This is a genomic window from Actinoplanes sp. NPDC026619, from assembly GCF_040638295.1.
Taxonomy (GTDB): domain Bacteria; phylum Actinomycetota; class Actinomycetes; order Mycobacteriales; family Micromonosporaceae; genus Actinoplanes.
The window spans coordinates 228,355-245,649 of record NZ_JBEZYA010000001.1 but is presented as its reverse complement, the minus strand read 5'-3'; the positions used below and the strand labels follow the sequence as shown (position 1 = coordinate 245,649).

18 protein-coding genes are annotated in these 17,295 nt (G+C 70.2%); 11 read left to right on the top strand and 7 right to left on the bottom strand.

From position 1 onward, the window contains the following. Positions 1–6: 6 nt before the first annotated feature. On the bottom strand, positions 7–138 hold the full coding sequence (locus tag AB0E90_RS01250; RefSeq protein ID WP_360397686.1) for a hypothetical protein: 132 nt from the start codon (positions 136–138) through the stop codon (positions 7–9). Positions 139–303: 165 nt separating this feature from the next. Between AB0E90_RS01250 and AB0E90_RS01245 the strand changes: the two genes are divergently transcribed. Then, positions 304–972, top strand: coding sequence for a helix-turn-helix domain-containing protein (locus AB0E90_RS01245; RefSeq protein WP_360397684.1), 669 nt, complete (start codon positions 304–306; stop codon positions 970–972). Positions 973–984: 12 nt separating this feature from the next. Here AB0E90_RS01245 and AB0E90_RS01240 read toward each other — a convergent pair whose 3' ends face one another. Beyond that, positions 985–1,263: a hypothetical protein gene (locus tag AB0E90_RS01240; protein ID WP_360397682.1), complete on the bottom strand. Its 279-nt coding sequence runs from the start codon at positions 1,261–1,263 to the stop codon at positions 985–987. A 322-nt stretch (positions 1,264–1,585) separates the two neighbouring features. Here AB0E90_RS01240 and AB0E90_RS01235 point away from each other — a divergent pair, with 322 nt between their 5' ends. Next, the gene (locus AB0E90_RS01235) at positions 1,586–2,344 is read left to right on the top strand and encodes a hypothetical protein (RefSeq protein WP_360397680.1); all 759 of its coding nucleotides are present in this window, start codon (positions 1,586–1,588) and stop codon (positions 2,342–2,344) included. 19 nt (positions 2,345–2,363) lie between these two features. Here the strand turns inward: AB0E90_RS01235 and AB0E90_RS01230 are convergent, their stop codons facing one another. After that, a complete protein-coding gene (locus AB0E90_RS01230) occupies positions 2,364–3,425 on the bottom strand; it encodes a DUF2293 domain-containing protein (protein WP_360397678.1) in 1,062 nt (353 codons plus the stop codon). Positions 3,426–3,528: 103 nt separating this feature from the next. Here AB0E90_RS01230 and AB0E90_RS01225 point away from each other — a divergent pair, with 103 nt between their 5' ends. Together AB0E90_RS01225 and AB0E90_RS01220 are read left to right on the top strand one after the other, a co-directional pair. Then, on the top strand, positions 3,529–3,945 hold the full coding sequence (locus tag AB0E90_RS01225; protein ID WP_360397676.1) for a hypothetical protein: 417 nt from the start codon (positions 3,529–3,531) through the stop codon (positions 3,943–3,945). A 154-nt stretch (positions 3,946–4,099) separates the two neighbouring features. Further along, the gene (locus tag AB0E90_RS01220; RefSeq protein ID WP_360397674.1) at positions 4,100–4,480 is read left to right on the top strand and encodes a hypothetical protein; all 381 of its coding nucleotides are present in this window, start codon (positions 4,100–4,102) and stop codon (positions 4,478–4,480) included. A gap of 168 nt (positions 4,481–4,648) precedes the next feature. Here the strand turns inward: AB0E90_RS01220 and ctaD are convergent, their stop codons facing one another. After that, positions 4,649–6,406, bottom strand: a complete 1,758-nt coding sequence (ctaD, locus tag AB0E90_RS01215) for a cytochrome c oxidase subunit I (RefSeq protein WP_360397672.1) — start codon at positions 6,404–6,406, stop codon at positions 4,649–4,651. 131 nt (positions 6,407–6,537) lie between these two features. Here ctaD and AB0E90_RS01210 point away from each other — a divergent pair, with 131 nt between their 5' ends. Beyond that, positions 6,538–6,780, top strand: coding sequence for a DUF3040 domain-containing protein (locus AB0E90_RS01210; RefSeq protein WP_360397670.1), 243 nt, complete (start codon positions 6,538–6,540; stop codon positions 6,778–6,780). A 28-nt stretch (positions 6,781–6,808) separates the two neighbouring features. Here AB0E90_RS01210 and AB0E90_RS01205 read toward each other — a convergent pair whose 3' ends face one another. Continuing rightward, a complete protein-coding gene (locus AB0E90_RS01205; RefSeq protein WP_360397668.1) occupies positions 6,809–8,764 on the bottom strand; it encodes a LysM peptidoglycan-binding domain-containing protein in 1,956 nt (651 codons plus the stop codon). Between the two features lie 177 nt (positions 8,765–8,941). On the opposite strand from AB0E90_RS01205, the gene AB0E90_RS01200 reads away from it, so the two are divergent. Genes AB0E90_RS01200 through AB0E90_RS01190 form a run of 3 tightly spaced genes read left to right on the top strand, consistent with a single transcriptional unit; the run spans position 8,942 to position 11,408 of the window. Beyond that, positions 8,942–9,538, top strand: coding sequence for a TetR/AcrR family transcriptional regulator (locus AB0E90_RS01200; RefSeq protein WP_360397666.1), 597 nt, complete (start codon positions 8,942–8,944; stop codon positions 9,536–9,538). Continuing rightward, on the top strand, positions 9,535–10,179 hold the full coding sequence (locus AB0E90_RS01195; RefSeq protein ID WP_360397664.1) for a VC0807 family protein: 645 nt from the start codon (positions 9,535–9,537) through the stop codon (positions 10,177–10,179). Before AB0E90_RS01200 ends, AB0E90_RS01195 begins: the two co-directional genes overlap by 4 nt. Further along, positions 10,176–11,408, top strand: coding sequence for an FAD-dependent monooxygenase (locus AB0E90_RS01190; protein WP_360397662.1), 1,233 nt, complete (start codon positions 10,176–10,178; stop codon positions 11,406–11,408). The genes AB0E90_RS01195 and AB0E90_RS01190 overlap by 4 nt, the downstream gene beginning before the upstream one ends. Here the strand turns inward: AB0E90_RS01190 and AB0E90_RS01185 are convergent. After that, positions 11,384–12,091, bottom strand: a complete 708-nt coding sequence (locus AB0E90_RS01185; protein ID WP_360397660.1) for a response regulator transcription factor — start codon at positions 12,089–12,091, stop codon at positions 11,384–11,386. The two genes, AB0E90_RS01190 and AB0E90_RS01185, sit on opposite strands and share 25 nt — an antisense overlap. A gap of 101 nt (positions 12,092–12,192) precedes the next feature. Between AB0E90_RS01185 and AB0E90_RS01180 the strand changes: the two genes are divergently transcribed. Genes AB0E90_RS01180 through AB0E90_RS01170 form a run of 3 tightly spaced genes read left to right on the top strand, consistent with a single transcriptional unit; the run spans position 12,193 to position 15,017 of the window. After that, a complete protein-coding gene (locus AB0E90_RS01180; protein ID WP_360397658.1) occupies positions 12,193–12,720 on the top strand; it encodes a hypothetical protein in 528 nt (175 codons plus the stop codon). Positions 12,721–12,740: 20 nt separating this feature from the next. Next, the gene (locus AB0E90_RS01175) at positions 12,741–13,889 is read left to right on the top strand and encodes a hypothetical protein (protein ID WP_360397656.1); all 1,149 of its coding nucleotides are present in this window, start codon (positions 12,741–12,743) and stop codon (positions 13,887–13,889) included. 3 nt (positions 13,890–13,892) lie between these two features. Then, on the top strand, positions 13,893–15,017 hold the full coding sequence (locus tag AB0E90_RS01170; protein WP_360397654.1) for a histidine kinase: 1,125 nt from the start codon (positions 13,893–13,895) through the stop codon (positions 15,015–15,017). On the opposite strand, the gene AB0E90_RS01165 is transcribed toward AB0E90_RS01170, so the two are convergent. Next, positions 15,002–17,260 carry an EAL domain-containing protein gene (locus tag AB0E90_RS01165; RefSeq protein ID WP_360397652.1) on the bottom strand — a complete coding sequence of 753 codons (2,259 nt, stop codon included), beginning with the start codon at positions 17,258–17,260 and terminating at the stop codon, positions 15,002–15,004. The genes AB0E90_RS01170 and AB0E90_RS01165 overlap by 16 nt on opposite strands. Positions 17,261–17,295 lie beyond the last annotated feature (35 nt).

The window sequence follows — 17,295 nt, the reverse complement described above, 5'->3', positions numbered from 1 at the left end:
GGGTGGTCATCGCTGCGTGATGACCTTGGTGATGGCTCGCGCATAGGCCTCGGCCGGCTGCGCGCCGGTGATCGCATAACGCTGGTCGAGCAGGACGAACGGCACGCCGGTGACACCGAGGCGACGGCCCGCCAGCACGTCGCGGACGAGATCGCCCTCCAGGCCGGTCGCCAGGCGCCGCCGACCGCATCTTCTTGTGGCACGCCAACCTCCGACGAGCACAGCTCGATAAGTGGAGCCGTTCCTTCACTTAACCGTAGCAGATAAGTGGTGCCATGGCTCCACTTATGGGACTATGAGGGGGTGACCAGACCGACGCCGCCCGACCGGCCGCTGCGCGCCGACGCCGCCCGAAACCGCACCGCGATCGTGGCCGCCGCGCAACGCGTCTTCGCCGAGTCCGGGCTGCAGGTCCCGTTCGACGAGATCGCCCGGCGCGCGGGAGTCGGCGAGGCCACCCTGCACCGCCGCTTTCCCGACCGTGCCTCGCTGATCGCCGCCGCGCTCGGCGACAAGATGACCGCCTACGCCGAGGCCGCCACGCAGGCCCTCGCCGAGCCGGACCCGTGGCAGGGCTTCTGTGGTTACGTGCGCCGGGTGTGCGCCATGCAGTCCGGCGACCGCGGCTTCGCCGACCTGCTCACCGTCACGTTCGCCGCGGTCAACCCGGCCATCGAGCAACTGGAGGACCGGCGCGGCTCCGCCCTGCGCGACTGGATCACCATCGTGCACAAGGCCAAGTCGTCCGGCCGGCTCCGCCGGGACTTCCACCCCGACGACCTGATCGTGCTGCTGATGGCCAACGCCGGCGTGGTCGCCGCCACCACCGACACCGCACCGGACGCATGGCAACGCCACATCGAATACATGCTGCAGGCCTTCGCCGCCGACCACACCGAACCGCTGCCGGCCCCACCCGCCCGAGACGCACTCCTGCGCGCCATGCAACGCACCCAGGCCACCACCCGCTGAGCCCCGGCCGCGCTAGTGGGCGGCGTTACCGGCTGCACGGGCATCGGCGGCGGCCAGCCCGGCACGCATCGCCTCCTGCTCGCCGGGCCGCCACGGCCCCGAGAAGGTCATCGGGATCTCGGCGATGAACCGCCGCTCGGCCTCGGGAATCCGCGCGACGACCAACGCGGGATCGGCAGCGGCGGCCGCATACAGGTTCGGCCCGTCCGCGTAGAACAGGTCGCCGACCACGAGCCGCCCGTCGCCCGCGCGCATCACGTTGGTCGGATTCTGGTCCCGGAGAAACTCCATGATCTGCAGGTCACCCCCGCCGGCCAGCCGGCGATGCTCGTACTCCGGGGACCTGCTGCGTGTGCGCCGCCTCGCGGTAGAGCGCAGCCGTATACGGCCCGGTCGGATCGAACGGGCTGACCCGCGCGGCCCGGCCGCCATCCGGCGAGCGCAGCGCGACGGCCCAGTCCCCGGCCCCGCAAGGCGTCCACCCAGCGGCACGAAGCTCCCGTTCGATGTCCCGGTGACCGGCCTCCATGGACCTGAGCCTATGGCGATTGCCTCCCCACCGGCCGCCGCGAAAGCCGGGTAGGGTGCCGGGCGGGCCAATCGGGGAGGTGTCATGGGCGCGAAGACGGCGCTGCTGGCGTTCAGCGATGGTGATCTGCGCGAGGCGCTGCGCGGTGCGCGGCCCGCCGATGCGGCGGCGGCCGAGGGGCTGGTGCGGGAGATGTACCCGGAGTACGAGGTAACGCCGGCCGAGACCAGCAACCTGTTCGACGGGGTCAACCCACCCGACGACGTCACGTTCGCCCTCGTGCTGCCCGGCGCCGAGCTCCTGGCCGATTGGCGGCTGGTCCTCGAACCGACCGCCGACCTGCCCGAGGAGTTGCTCGCTCGCGGCGCCGGCCGGCGGGTCGTCATGCACCACATGCACTCGGTGACCGACTCGCTGTGCTTCGCGGTGTGGGAGGACGGCGTGCTGGTCCGTTCCCTCAGCCTGTCTCCGGACGACGGCATCGACGTGAACATCGGCGAGCCCTACGAGTTCGAGCGCCCGTTCTGGGCAGGCGAACACCCGGTCCTGCCAGAGCCGGGGTGGCCCGACCGGCCGCCCTACCCGCTGCCGTTCCACCCGCTCGAGCTGGGCGAGGAGGCGTTGCGCGCCCTCTTCGGCTTTGTCCTGGAGGGCCGTCCCCACCCGGACAACGTGGATCCGTTCGAGGTTCCCATGCACGCCTTCCACACGGTGGACCCGACCGGTGCGGAGCAGACGGGCCGGGACGCCTTGTACGAGATGGTCCGGACCCAGATGTTGCGCCCACGCCAGTTCAAGCTGGGGCCGGACGGAAAGATGCACGAGTTCGAACCGCCGAATTGAAATCCGGCGACGGCTTTCGTCATCCCGCCGGGTGACGCCAGCGCTCGAGGACCTTGTCGATCTCGGTGCGGATGCGTTCCCGTGCCTCTTCGCGGGGCACGCCGGCCATGAGCAGCTCGTCGTACGCGGTGTCCTCGTGCCGCACCGAGGCGACCACGGCGCGCGTCACGGCGTCCGGGTCGAGGTCGCGGCCGGCGGCGCTCCGGCCCACCCGGCCGCTGCCTCGCTCGCCGGTGTGCCGGCTGATCGCCTCGGCGCGCTGCGGCGGGCAGCCGGGGAACAATTGGCCGATCTGTTCGGCCAGCCTCTGCTGGAACGTCACATCCGCGGACTCGCGTCGCACCCGGTCCCGCTCGCGTCGGCGGGCCCGAGCCTCCTCGTCGGACAGGCACAGCTGCTCGGCCTGCTCGATCGCGGCCGCCTCGACCAGCAGGCCCTGCCGCTCGTGGCGCCGGCGGGACCGGCTGAACCGCACCACCACCGCCGAGAGCCGGCTGAACTGCTTGGCCCGCCGGGTCATCGCCGCATCACCGGCCGGCAGGAACTCCAGGTGATCGAGGTCCGCGCAGGCAAGACAGATCGGCCCGGCGTCCTCCATCAGCCGCATGCCGTCCTCGGCCTGCCCGCAACCGGCGCAGGCCAGCGCCCGAACCGGCTGCACCACCACCAGGTCCGGCGGTTTACTCTGCCGAGCCGTCAGCCGCTCCCGCTGTTTTTCGGGTAGGTCCGCCGCCATCCAGTGGGTCCGGTACGCCAACTCCACCGAGGCCTCGCCACCGGCGGTGAATCGCAGCGGCCGCCGATCACGGGTGGCCGACAGGTATTCCACCTCGCTCGGGCGCAGGCCGCGGCCGTCCACCCACCGGCGAAAGAAGTCCAGCGCGTCGGCGATCCGGTCGGCCGAGACCGCCGCGATCTGCTCCAGATGCGGCGCCCGGCCCTGCCGCCAATCCGTCACCTGACCGGGCGGCAACCAGCCCATCCCGGTCAGCACATCGAGCGCGCTCACGGAGCGCTGGCGCTGGAGTGCCTGCTCCGCGGCGTTCACCACCCGGCGCTCCAGCTTCGAGACGGGCTGCATGAACGGCAGGCTACCCGGCGTCATCAGTCAACGCAGGCACAGGTGGTGCCGGATCGGTGATCGGCTGGGGCTCTTCGGCGCATCAGGTATCCAGCTGCGGCTAATGGAACTGGAAGCGGCGTCGGCGCGGCCGAGATGGGACCAGCGAGGTGTGGCGGCACTCGCCGTCGCGTATGTCGTCATGCAGTACTTGATGACCATCGGCCACCACGACGAGGCTTACGTCGGAAAAACGGCAATCATCTATGGAGTCATACTCGCAACGCCGACTCTGACCCGCCGCAAAGACACCTTCATGGTCATTTGCGGGTTTCTCGCAGTCCTGGTGCTGATCGCCGGAGTTCTCCTGATCGAGGCCGGCTACTGGGTCTATTTACCGGCGGCTCTGCCGTTGCTGCTCGCGATGATCCGGATCCCCGAACGGTGGACACCGTTCGCCACCCCGGTCATCTTAGCCGCCACCGCCGCGCTGCTGGTCTACTTCGCATTCCTGGTAAGCATTCCTGCTCTCACCTGGTGAAGGCCCGCCAACATGCATCCGGGTTGAGTCCCGTCGCGAGCTGGAAGGTCACGAACTCCCAGAAGCGGCCGCCGGCGACACGTGATTTTCTTCGTGTCGGTGATGCGGGCGACTCTTTGCAGGGGTACCGGTTCGCGGCCACCTCCCTAGGATCATGTTTGTGGTTGAACGTATTCAGTCTGACTCGGTTGCTCATTCCACCCGGTGGTGTGCGGGGGCTGCGTCCGGCTACTGTGTGGCGATTGGGCTGCTTTTCTCCGATGCGGGCCCAGGCTGGCGAGGCTTCGGCTGGTTCCTCGCCGGAGCGTTCTTGGTGATCACGCTGATCCCGCAGCTGTTCCGCCATTCCAGGGCGTTTGTCATGGCGTGCTGGATATCAATCGCGCTTATCACGCTCGGCGGTTTTGTCGTGTTCTTCTTCGGCGGCTGCCTATTCATGCCCGCCACCCTGCCGTTGATCCTCGCCGCCCTTCGTCCCGCAGATCGCCGCTTCTGGTGGCGGGCGGACGTTCGCGACGACGGAGCGACGCCGTGATCTGTATAACCCTTCAGATGACGCAGGCTGCTGATTCTCGTCGCCGCGGCCGCAGCTCACTGCTCAAGATGGGCCGTATGCGGCTGTGGCGGGGCTGATCTCCGAGGCGGCAGCAAGCGGCGAAGCCGCCCGGCGTGTTGGCCGGGCGGCTTCGGGGTGCGTCTGGGGTCAGCGGTCGCGGTCGGAGGCGATGTCTTCGGAGTAGGTGGCGCCGCCGTCGGCCTGGCTGGTCAGTAGCTTGGCGCCGCCCTCGGGTGGGCCGGCCAGGGACTGTTCGCCGGCGGCCAGTTCCGGGAACTTCGCGTCGAAGGCGGGGCGCTCCGAACGGATCCGTGGCATGCGGTCGAAGTTGCGCAGCGGCGGCGGGGACGAGGTGGCCCACTCGAGGGAGTTGCCGTGGCCCCACGGGTCGTCGACGTTCACGATCTGGCCGGCCTTGTACGAGTGCCACACGTTGTAGACGAACGGCAGCGTGGCGATGCCGAGCACGAACGAGCCGATCGTGGAGATCGTGTTCAGGGTCGTGAAGCCGTCGCTGGGCAGGTAATCCGCGTAACGCCGGGGCATGCCCTCGGTGCCGAGCCAGTGCTGCACCAGGAAGGTGGCGTGGAAGCCGAGGAACGTCAGCCAGAAGTGAATCTTGCCGAGGCGGTCGTCGAGCATCCGGCCGAACATCTTCGGGAACCAGAAATAGATGCCGGCGAAGACGGCGAACACGATCGTGCCGAAGAGCACGTAGTGGAAGTGCGCGATCACGAAGTACGAGTCGGACACGTGGAAGTCGATGGGCGGGGCCGCCAGGAGCACCCCGGACAGGCCGCCGAACAGGAACGTGACCAGGAAGCCGATCGCGAACATCATCGGTGTCTCGAAGCTGATCTGGCCCCGCCACATGGTGCCGATCCAGACGAAGAACTTCATGCCGGTCGGTACGGCGATCAGGAAGCTCAGGAAGCTGAAGAACGGCAGCAGCACCTGGCCGGTGACGAACATGTGGTGCGCCCAGACGCTCATCGACAGTGCGCCGATCAGCAGCGTGGCCGCGACCAGGCCCTTGTAGCCGAAGAGCGGCTTGCGGCTGAAGACCGGGATAACTTCGGTGATGATGCCGAAGAAGGGCAACGCAACCACATAGACCTCGGGATGACCGAAGAACCAGAACAGATGCTGCCAGAGCATCGGCCCGCCGGTGTTCACGTCGAAGACGTGCGCGCCGAGGACGCGGTCGGCGGCGAGAGCGAACAACGAAGCCGCCAGGAACGGAAAGACCAGAATGACCAGAAGGCTGGTGACCAGCAGGTTCCAGGTCATGATCGGCAGCCGGAACATGGTCATGCCGGGGGCGCGGAGCGTGATGATCGTGGTAATGAGGTTGACCGCGCCGAGGATGGTGCCCAGGCCGGAGAGGGCCAGGCCGACCACCCACATGTTGCCGCCGATGCCGGGCGAGTGCAGCGAGTCGCTCAGCGGGGCGTAGGCGAACCAGCCGAAGTCGGCGGCGCCACCGGGCGTGAGAAATCCACTCATCGCGATCGTGCCGCCGAACAGGTAGAGCCAGTAGGCGAACGAGTTCAGGCGGGGGAACGACACATCCGGCGCGCCGATCTGGATGGGCACCACGAAGTTGGCGAAAGCGAACACGATCGGTGTCGCGAAGAACAGCAGCATGATCGTGCCGTGCATGGTGAACAGCTGGTTGTACTGCTCCGGCGACAGGTACTGCATGCCTGGCCGGGCCAGCTCCGCGCGCATGAGCAGGGCCATCACGCCGCCGAGGACGTAGAAGACCACCGAAGTGACCATGTACATGATGCCGATCTGCTTCGCGTCGGTCGTGCGCAGGATCCGGGTGAGAGCCGAACCCTTGACCTGCGGCCGGACCGGATACGGCCGAGCCTTGATCGGATGGGGGGCTACCGCGGTCATGCGTACTCCTCGGATGTCGCGTCTGGTGAAACGCTGCGCACCCTCTGTTATAGGCTTCCAACCGTCCGAACCGCTTGATTTCCGAGCATTGAGCACATCTCTGGCGTACCCGTCAAAGGGGGCGGAGCCTCGTGCTGGACCGCGACTACGAGCGTGCGCTGACCGAGATCGAACAGCAGCTGCACGCCGAGGACCCGGAGTTCGTGCGCACCTTCGCCGGCGAGCGCGCTTTCCCGACCGCCCTGGTGCTGGCGGCCGGGCTGTATATCACTATGCCGATCGTGGCGCTGCTGTTCGGCCCGAGGACCGCCCTGTTCACGCTGGCCGCCGGCGGTCTGATCGCGGTCGTCATCTGGTGCGGCCGCCGGACGTGAGAACGTCCGACGGCCGGGAGGAGCAGGGTCAGCTGTTCGGGAGGACCAGGACCTGGCCGGGGATGATGCGGTCGGGGTTGGTGATGATCGCGCGGTTGAGCGCGAAGATCTCCGGCCAGCGGCCGCCGTTGCCGAGCTTGGCCGTGGCGATGCCGCTCAGCGTGTCGCCGCGCTGCACCGTGTAGAGCCGGGGGATGTCGCCGACCGGCTGCTTCGGGGGCAGGACGAAGACCTGGCCGGGGAAGATGCGGTCGGGGTCGCGGATCAGCGCCTGGTTGAGCGAGTAGATCTGCGGCCAGCGGTTCGCGGCGCCCAGCCGGGCGGCGGCGATCGAGCTGAGCGTGTCGCCGGCCTGCACCGTGTAGGTCACCGGGGTCTGCGTCGTCGGCAGCACGCCGGCCAGGCGCAGCAGGTCGGCCAGTTCGAACGAGCCCGGCTTCGCGGCGGGCAGCGACGGGGTCCAGCCGGGCTGGGTCAGGATCGAGTCGGTGCTGCGGCGGACCAGGCCGATCAGGACCTCGGCGACCAGGGTGCTGCCGACCGGGCCCAGGTGGGCGCCGTTGTGGAAGTGCTTCGCCTCGGCGAGCACGTAGTACCAGAGCGGGGTGCGGAACTGGAAGCCGCCGGCCTCGAGGGCGAGGCGCTGGTCGGCGCTGCCCGCGGCGGCCAGGATCTCGTCCTTGGTCAGCGGCTGGATGCCGATGTGCTCGGCGACGGCCTGACCGGTCGGTAGCCGCAGGCGGTAACCGCGCAGGAGGTTGCGCACGGCCAGCCGGGCGGCCAGGTCGGGCGTCTCGGTCTCACCGGTCACCTTCTTCAGGGCGAACAGCGCCCCGAACTCGTTGTTGCGGAAAGCGGCGAGGCTCGGGTCGAGTCGCCGGGTCTTCATCACCGCCGGGTCGTCGCCGACGATGTTCTCCCACTGGATGATCCAGTTCTCCGGGAGGGTCGCGGCGCCGCCGAGCTCGCCGCTGAGCGCGGTGAACGTGAACAGCAGCTCGAGGGTGGCCGGCCGGCTGTCGAGCTGGAAGTTGCTGTTGAAGTTGTACGCCGCCCGCACCATCGTGTGGCCGATGCGGTAGCCGGCGACCGAGAACTCCAGCGGCATGAAGCTGGGCTCGGACAGCGGGTCGAACCAGCGATTGCCGTTCGCCACGATGTCGTCGACGATCGCCGGGTCGGCGATGCGCTTGAGGAAGTCGTGCACCACCACGTGCTGGTAGTGCTGGCGCAGCACCCGCTGTGCGTCGGCGAAGGACAGCCCCTGGCCGACCAGGGCGTTGTGTGCCCGCAGGAACGCGACGTGCAGCTGCGAGACGATCAGGTTCTCGTCGTTGCGCGGGTCGCCGATGACGGCCGCCCGGTCGTGCTCGATGTTGCCCGGGTCGGCCGGCTCGCGCGGCAGGTCGAGGAAATCGTCGCCCTCGGTGCCCGGCGGCCGCGCGAACGGCGCCGGCCGCGGTGGAACGAAGGGCGTGACCGTGCCGACCTGCATCTTGTTGCCGTCGGCCGGGTCGTGCGGCGCCGGCAGGCCGTAGACGCTGTCCAGGTCGAGGGTGGGCGTCCGCTCGTTCAGCAGCGCGTTGCGGATCTGCGCCACGTTCAGCGGCGTCATCGCCGGATCGAGCAGCTGGGCCATGGTGGCCGAGCCGAACCCCTTCTGGACCTCCAGGGTGATGTCGTGGTCGACGAACTGCCCGAAGTACGTGTACGCCGCCGGGATCGGGCTGTCGTCGCCGGCCACGTCGGTGTCCACCATGGCCGAACCGAGGTTCTTCAGCAGCTCCGGCGTGTTCGCCGCCTGCGGCAGCAGGTTGGCCTCGTCGTCCTGCAGGCCCGGGAACAGGAAGTCGAAGCTCTGGCTCCCGGCCGGCCTGGTCAGCGCGAACGCCGCCGCGTTCGCGACGCCGACCTCGGCGAAACTCGAGGTGGCGGCTTGGATGTCGTGTTCAGTGATGGAACGTCCGTGTCCGAGACGCGGCATGTCCAATCACTCCCCCCATGAGTGATGTGAACGGCCGGCGTCGACCCCTCGAGGCCGGCCGCTATCCAGTTGCCGGTCACGATAGGTAACCGCCGCAACTACGGCAGGCAGTAACCCGACACTCCTCGATGGACGACACGCTTGACTCTCGTTACTCAGGCGAGTAAAAAATTACCCATGCGAGTAAACGATTCGGTGGCGGCGAGCGCGCGGCGGGCTCAGATCGTCATGGCGGCGATCGACACGATCGCCGAGCTGGGTTATGGCAATGCCTCGTTCGCGCGGATCGCCAAGCGTGCCGGGATCAGCAGCACGCGGCTGATCTCCTACCACTTCGACGACAAGACCGAGCTCGTCCGCGCGGTGGTCGGCGCGGTGCTGGCCGAGGCGGCCGAGCACATGGGCAAACGGCTGCGCGCGGCGTCCACGCCGGGCGAGTCGCTCGCCGCCTACATCGAGTCGAACCTGGAATTCATCGCCGAGCACCCGACCGCGATCCGCGCGGTCATCGAGATCGGGTCGAACGCCCGCGCCGAGGACGGCACGCCGCTGGTCCGGGCGTCCGACGTGGACGATCCGATCGCCCGCCTGGCCGAGCTGTTCCGGGCCGGGCAGACCGCGGGGGAGTTCCGCGACTTCGACCCGATCGTCATGGCGGTTACGGTGCGCGCCGCCATCGACGCCGCGGCCAACCGGCCCGAGCTCGACCCGCACGCCTACGCGGCCGAGCTGGTCGCCCTGTTCGCCCACGCCACCCGGAAGGACCCCGCATGACCATGACCATGAATCCGGTAAGAAGGCGCAGCACGCTCCTCGTGCAGATGTTCGTCGACTTCGGGCTGCCACTCCTGGTGTATTACGGGCTGCGGGCCGCCGGTGTCGGCCAATGGTGGTCGCTGCTGCTGTCCGGCGTGGTGCCGGTGGTGACGATCGTCGTCCGGTTCGCTCGCACCCGGCAGGTCGACTACGTGGCGCTGTTCATCCTCTCCGTCGTGGCGCTCAGCCTGGGCATCTCGGCGATGACCGGCGACCCGCGGACGATGCTGGTCCGCGACGCCTGGGGTGGCCTGCTCGCCGGCCTGATCGCGGTGTGGCTGCTCGCCTCGGTGTGGGTCGGCCGGCCCGCCACGATCTACCTGATCCGGTCGTTCGTGCTGGCCAAGGTCGGTCCGGAGGGGCTGCGGGCGTGGGAGGCCAAGTGGGACGACGACCGGGACTTCCGGCACGGCCTGCGGGTGGTGACCTTCGTGTGGGGCTGCGCCGGCCTGCTCAACGTGGTGGTCACGCTGGTCGCCGCCTACCTGCTGCCGCTCGACCTCGCGCCGGCCGTGCTCAACGTCAGCTGGCCGGTGATCGTGGCGCCGACGTTCGTCTTCCACCTCTACTACACGAAGAAATGGGATCTGCGAGCATGAGTCCCGACGTGATCGTCGCGGGGGCCGGCCCGACCGGCTTGATGCTCGCCGGTGAGCTGGCCCTCGGCGGCGCCCGGGTGGTCGTGCTGGAGCGGCTGGCCGCCCGCAGCGGCCAGTCCAAAGCCCTCAACCTGCAGCCGTGCTCGGCCGAGGTGCTCGCCTCCCGCGGACTGCTCGACGACATCCTCGCGCTGGCCCCGGCCCGGCTGCCGCGCGGCCACTTCGCCGGCATCCCGCTGGACTATTCGCAGCTGGACACCCCGTTCCCGTACCAGATCGGCATCCCGCAGGCCCGGGTCGAGGAGCGCCTGGCCGAGTGGGCGCGCTCGCTGGGCGCCGATATCCGGTACGGCACGGCGGTCGAGTCGTTCGAGCAGGACGAGACGGGCGTGACCGTCGACGGTGTGCGCGCCGGTTACCTGGTGGGCTGCGACGGGGCGCACAGCGCCGTACGCAAGCAATCAGGGGTTGATTTTCCCGGCCGTGATGGGCGGGTCTGTGCGGTGGTCGCCGATGTGACCCTGGCCGGTGCGGGCCCGGCCGAGTGGGCGCTGCCGGCGCCGAAGGCCGGCGGCATGCTGACCGTGCTGCCGCTCGACGGTGGGGTCTTCCGGGTCCTGGCGGCCGGGCCGGTCCAGATGGCGGCGGCGCGCACCGACCCGGTGCCGGCGGCCGAGCTGGCCGATGCCCTGGCCGGCGACGGCTTGACGTTAGGCGAGGTGCGCTGGGCCAGCCGCTTCACCGACGCGACCCGGCAGGCGGCCCGCTATCGCACCGGGCGGGTGTTCCTGGCCGGGGACGCCGCGCACATCCACTCGCCGGCCGGCGGGCAGGGGCTCAACCTCGGCCTGCAGGACGCGTTCAACCTGGGCTGGAAGCTTGCCGAGGTGATCCGCGGCGAATCCGGTGACGAGCTGTTGGACAGCTATCACGCGGAGCGGCATCCGGTCGCGGCGCGGGTGCTGCAGTCGACCCGGGCGCAGGGCATCCTGCTGGTGCCGGACGACGACGTGACGGCGCTGCGCGAGGTCTTTACCGAGCTGATCGACGCGCGGGCGCTGGCCGAGCGGGTGGCCGGGCTCGATCACGGCCACCGGTTCCCGGGGCTGGATCTGACCGTGCTGCACGACGGCCGCCGGCACGTCGTCGCCACGGCGGACGGCCCGATCGAGGTGCGACCGGACGGCTTCGCCGCCGTGCCGGCTTACTGCGGGTCGCGGGTGGCGTAGCCGGTGCGGTAGGCGAGGACGACGGCCTGCACGCGGTCGCGGACGCCGAGTTTTGTCAGGATGCGGGCCACGTGGGTCTTCACCGTCGTCTCGGCCACGACCAGGGTGGCGGCGATCTCGGCATTGGACTGGCCGCGGGCGATCAGCCCCAGGACGTCGAGCTCGCGTTCGGTGAGCGCGGCCAGTTCGGCCGGCAGCCCGGTGACCGGGGCGGGCGGCGCGGCGAACTGCTCGACCATCCGCCGGGTGATCGAGGGCTCGATCAGCGAGTCGCCGGTGGCGGCCGCCCGCACCGCGGCGATCAGGCGGCTGGACGGGGCGTCCTTGAGCAGGAAACCGGCGGCGCCCGCGCGCAGCGCGCGATAGATGTACTCGTTCTGGTCGAAGGTCGTCAGCACGACGATCGTGGGCGGGTCGGGCTGGCGGAGGATCTCCTCGGTGGCGGCCAGGCCGTCCACCTCGGGCATCCGGATGTCCATCAGGATCACGTCCGGTGACACCAGGCGGGCCTGGCGGATCGCCTCGGCGCCGTCGGCCGCCTCGGCCACCACCTCGATGTCGCCCTCGGCCTCCAGGATCACCCGGAAGCCGGTGCGGACGAGGGTCTGGTCGTCGGCGACGAGGACCCGGATCTTCTCGGACACGCCGCGATTCTCCCGCCCGCCGAGAAGGACCGGGGTCATCCCTGCGGAGGATGGCGGTCGCCGAACATCGTCCTTGCGGAAGACGCAGGTTACGAACGCCTCTCCCTAGCGTCATGGGCATCCGATTGAGGGAGATTGACATGACCAAGTTCCGGCCTCTCGACTACGTGCTCGCCGCCCTGATGACCGCAGCCGGCATCTTCTTGATGTGGGAGAACATCGTGGCCGGCGACGACCCGTCGCTGATCCATCAGGTGGAGACCAGGTCGTGGCTGATCGTGCCGGTGTTCCTGCTGGTCACGGTGCCGATCTTGTGGCGGCGCAGCAACATCCTCGCCGTCGTCGGCGCGACCCTCGCCGCCACCGCGATCCACGTCCTCGCGTTCGGCTGGCTCACCCGCTGCGGAGCGGTGCTGCCGCTGTCGTTCGCCCTCGCCTACGCCATCGCCCGCTTCGCGCCCAGCCGTCGCGACCACCTGCTGAGTCTGGCCGGTGTGGTCGTGCTGCTGCTGATCACCCTGTGGCGGGACTCGTCGGCCGACATCGCCGGCGCGATGCCGATCGCTCTTCCCGGCGCCGCCCTCTTCTACGGCGCGGGGTTGCTGGTCCAGAATCGGGTCAACAAGAAGCAGCAGCCGGTCCCGGCCGTCGAGCGCGCAACTGTCTGATGCTGCGAGGGAGCGCGATCATGAGTGAGATCTTCCGCGGGCTCAAGGTTCGCGACTGGTTGCTCGCGGGAGTTCTCACCGTGCTCGCCGCCGTGCTGTCCTGGATGAACATCATGGCTTCGGACGCCGAGACGGCACGGGACGTGGCGGCCGGCGAGATGGCGCACGCCACCGACACCCACTCGTGGTGGCAGCTGCCGCTGTTCGTCGCGGCGTTCGTGCCGGTGCTGTGGTGGCGGCGCGGCGTGCTGACCGCCACCGGTGTCTCGCTCGGCGTGATGGTGCTGCACGACCTGCTGTTCGGCTGGGTCACCCGGTGCGGGGCGGCGCTGCCGCTGGCGTTCGTGTTCGCGTTTCTCGGGGCGCTGTCCTATGGCCGTACGAAAGCCTGGGTCTGCTGCATCTTGAGCGCCCTGCTGACGGTGGCCGTGCTGGTGGTGGACTCGTCGGCCGGGCCGGGCGCGATGGTGCTGGCCCTGCCGGTGGTGCTGATCGTCTTCGGCGTGGGCCGGGCCGCGCGGCACCGTTCGATGCTGAACCGGCAGCTCAAAGCGCGCGACGAGGAGTTGCGGCAGCTGCGCGACGACCGGGCCGCGCTGATCGTGGCGGACGACCGGGCGCGGCTGTCCCGGCAGCTCGACGGCCTGCTGCAGGAGCGGCTCGACGAGCTGACCCGGGCGGCCGAGACCGGCCTCGAACTTCCGCCGGAGCAGGCGCGGGCCGAGTTCGCGTCGATCGAGGCGGGCGGCCGGCAGACGATGGACGACATGCGGGAGATCGTCGGGCTGCTGCGCGGCGGCGAGGTCACCCTCGCCCCGGCGCCGACGGTGGCGCATCTCGACGCGTTGCTGGCCCGGCACCGTTCGCCGCTGTCCCGGCTGACCGTCAGCGGCGATCCGCGGTCGCTGCCGGCCACCGTCGAGCTGTCCGCCTATCGCATCGTGGAATACCTGGTCACCGCGCTCGCCGACCGCCCGGTGCAGGTTTCGATACGTTTCGACGACGAAGCCTTGGAGATCCAGGTGCAGGGTTCGGTGAGCCGCGGCGCCGACGTCCGAGCCGCGGTGGCCCGGGTGCGCGAACGCGCGAAGCTGCACGCCGGCTCGGTGGACGTGAAGCTCGGCCGCGGATCCGCCCGCGTGGTGGCGCAACTGCCCGTCCTGGGCTGACCGATGACCTGGCCGCGGATCCCGCCCGGGCGGGATCCGGTCCGGTGGCTGCCGATTCCGCTGGTGCTCCTCGTGGTCGTGCTGCCGACCGGGTGGCACGGCTGGCCGCACACCCTCGCGGGAAATGTCCTTACCGCCTGCCTCGTCCTGAGCGGACTCGCTCTCCTGTGGTGGCGCACGCACCCGCGGGCGGTCGCACTCGGCGGCGGCGTGTTGTGGCTGGTCGGCGCGGCGTGCGCCGGCACCGGATGGTTCCCCGACCTGGCGTTCGTGATCCTGGCACTGCTGTCGACGGTGGCCGCACTGGGCTTCCGGAGTTACGCGGCCGGCGCCGTCCTGATCGCCTTTCTGGCGCTGCTCTTCGTCGCCACGGACTCCACCAATCCGGTCCCGCTGATCATCTTCGGGGTGCCCGGCTTCCTGGCCGGCACCATCCTGAGGCTGCGCCGCGAGACCGCCGACCAACTGGCCGAGCGCAACCGTGAGCTGGAGGAGGAGCGCGAGCTCTTCGCCGACCTCGCGCTGCGCCACGAACGCGCCCGGATCGCCGCCGAACTGCACGACATCATCGGCCACGCGATCAGCGTGATGATCATTCAGGCGGCGGCCGGTCAGCGCCTGGTCGACCGCGATCCGCCCGCGGCCCGGCGGGCCTTCGAGGCGATCGCCGAGTCGGCCCGGCAGGGCCGCGACGACCTGCAGCGCCTGGTCGACCTGCTGGGCGGGACCGAGCTCGGCGGTCCCGATCTGGCGCTGATCGAGGAGGTGGTCAGCCGGGCGGCACGCAGCGGCCTCGACGTGTCCTGCCGGTTCGAGGGCGCCCGCGACGGGGTGGCCGCGCCGGTCGCGCACCTCGCCTTCCGGGTGGTGCAGGAAAGCCTGACCAACGCGCTGCGGCACGCCCCCGGCTCGGCGGTGCGGGTCACGGTGAGCGGCGCCGAGCGCTCCTTGCGCGTACGCGTGGAGAACGACCCCGCCGAAACCGACCGCCCCGCCCTGCCCGGCACCGGCCGTGGCCTGACCGGCCTGCGCGAACGCATCCAGCAGCAGGGCGGCCAGCTCACCGCCGGCCCGACCACGCCCGGCGGCTGGCTGGTGCAGGCCAGCCTGCCTCAGACCGCCTCGTAGGTCTCGGCCCGCAGCCGCTCGGTCATTGCCGCCACGGTCAGCGGCCGGTCGTAGTGGAAGCCCTGGCCCGAGCGGTAGCCGAGCAGCGTCAGCTCGGTCGCCTGGGCCGGCACCTCGATGCCCTCCGCCACCGTGTCCAGCTGCAGCGCCTGGGCGAGCCGGATGACCGCCTCGGCGACCGCCGAACCCTGCGGCTCGCCGTTGAGCTCGGAGACGAAGCAGCGGTCGAGCTTGAGAATGTCGATCGGCAGCCGGGTCAGGTAGCGCAGCGACGAGTAGCCGGTGCCGAAGTCGTCGACCGCGATCCGGATGTCGGCGCGGCGCAGCACCTCCAGGACCGCCGCGCCCTCGCTCTCGTGCACCAGGGCGCTCTCGGTCAGCTCGAGCACCAGGTCGTGCGGGTCGAGGCCGGTGCCGGCCAGGGTGGCCAGCAGCGCGTCGGTCACGCCCGGCTTGCGCAGCTGGTGCGGGGACAGGTTGACGCTGACGTAGAGGCGGCGGCCGAACTCCTGCTGCCACTGCCGGGTCTGGCGGGCGGCGTTCTCGAGCACCCACAGGCCGATGGCGTCGATGGCGCCGATGCGCTCGGCGGCCGGGATGAACGCGTCCGGGTAGAGCGTGCCGCGCTCCGGGTGGTCCCAGCGGACCAGGGCCTCCATGCCGGTGATCTCGCCGGTGGCCAGCGTGACGATCGGCTGGTACTCGACCCGGAGCTGGCCGGCCGCGGTGGCGGCGAGCAGCTCGGTGTCGAGCGCGTCCGCCGCGCCGGCCGCTGACTCCAGGCCGGGGTGCCAGAGCTCGGGCTTCGTCTGGCCGGCACGTTTGGCCGCGTACATCGCCATGTCGCCCCGGTGCCGCACGGTGGCGACATCGGCCTCGGGGTCGGTCAGGACCACGCCGATGCTGGCGCGGATCGGGGTCGGCTCGGCGGCGGCGCGGTCGAGGATCCGCTGCGCCACGGCGACGGCCTGCTCGGCGCTGCCGGCCCGGTCGAGCAGCACTACGAACTCGTCGCCGCCGACCCGGGCGGCCACGTCGCTGCCGCGCACGGTGGCCCGCAGCACGTCGGCGAACGAGACGAGCATGGCGTCGCCGGCCTCGTGCCCGAGGGTGTCGTTGATCTTCTTGAAGCCGTTCAGGTCGATCACCAGGAACGCCGAGGCCACGCCGGTCTCCTGGTCGCGGCGGACCGCTGCCTCCAGCGCCGGGGCGATCGACAGCCGGTTCGCCAGGCCGGTCAGGTGGTCGCGGACGACCAGGCCGTGGTTCTCGCGCATCGCCACGACCTGGCGCAGCACAACGGCGCCGGTCATCACGATGACGCCGACGGCCAGGCCGCTCCACGGGTAGAAGTTGTCCTCACGGGCGGCCGCGACCAGCAGCATCACGTAACCGGCGAGCAGCGCGGCGTACGGCAGATAGGCGACGCCGGACCGGGTGCTCTCCTTCGGCGGGGTTTCGCCGGCGGGCGTCCGGATGTGCATCGCGGCGGCGGCCGCCATGATCAGGTCGGCGCCGTTGAGCGTCACCGACATCGGCGTGCTCCACGACATCGGGCCGCGCCCGAGGATGTATGCGTAGGTCACGTCGCCGGCCAGGTAGGTGATCAGGCCGGCCAGGAACAGCGGCAGCGGGCCGCGCCACGACGGCAGGCCGTTGCGCATCAGCAGCGCGCAGACGCCGAAGATCAGGACCAGGTCGGTGACCGGGAAGCCGATCACGACCAGGGTGTCCGGTCCGATCCGGCCGTGCTGCAGGGCCGGGCCGAGCTGGAAGTACCAGGAGACGACGAACCCGCCGCCGATGATCGTGGTGAAGTCGGCGGCGAACCTGGTCCGCTGCCGCCCGGAGAGCGGGTTCATCGGCAGCAGCAGGATGCCGACCAGCATCAGCGGCGCCCAGGCCAGCCGCCCGACCAGCGCCGCCAGCACCCCGGACATGGGCAGGTGGCCCTGGTGGGTCGCGGCCATCACGACCGAGAACGGCTGGGGCAGCAGCATCGCGGTGAACGCGATCGCGAACCAGCGCCACGACCGGCGCATCCGGGCCGGCCCGCGGAACGCGGCGATCCAGCTGAACGTCGTGGTGACCACCGAGGTGATCAGGTACGACCGGTAGAACTCGGCGTCGGCCGCGGCGCCGCCGGGCTCGGCGACGATGCGCAGCCCGACGGTGGCCAGGGTGACCAGGCCGAGGATCACCAGCATTACGTGCGCACGCAGAAATCGACCGATTTTCGCCATCACACCCTTAAGATCGGCGGGTGTACGGCGGGGGA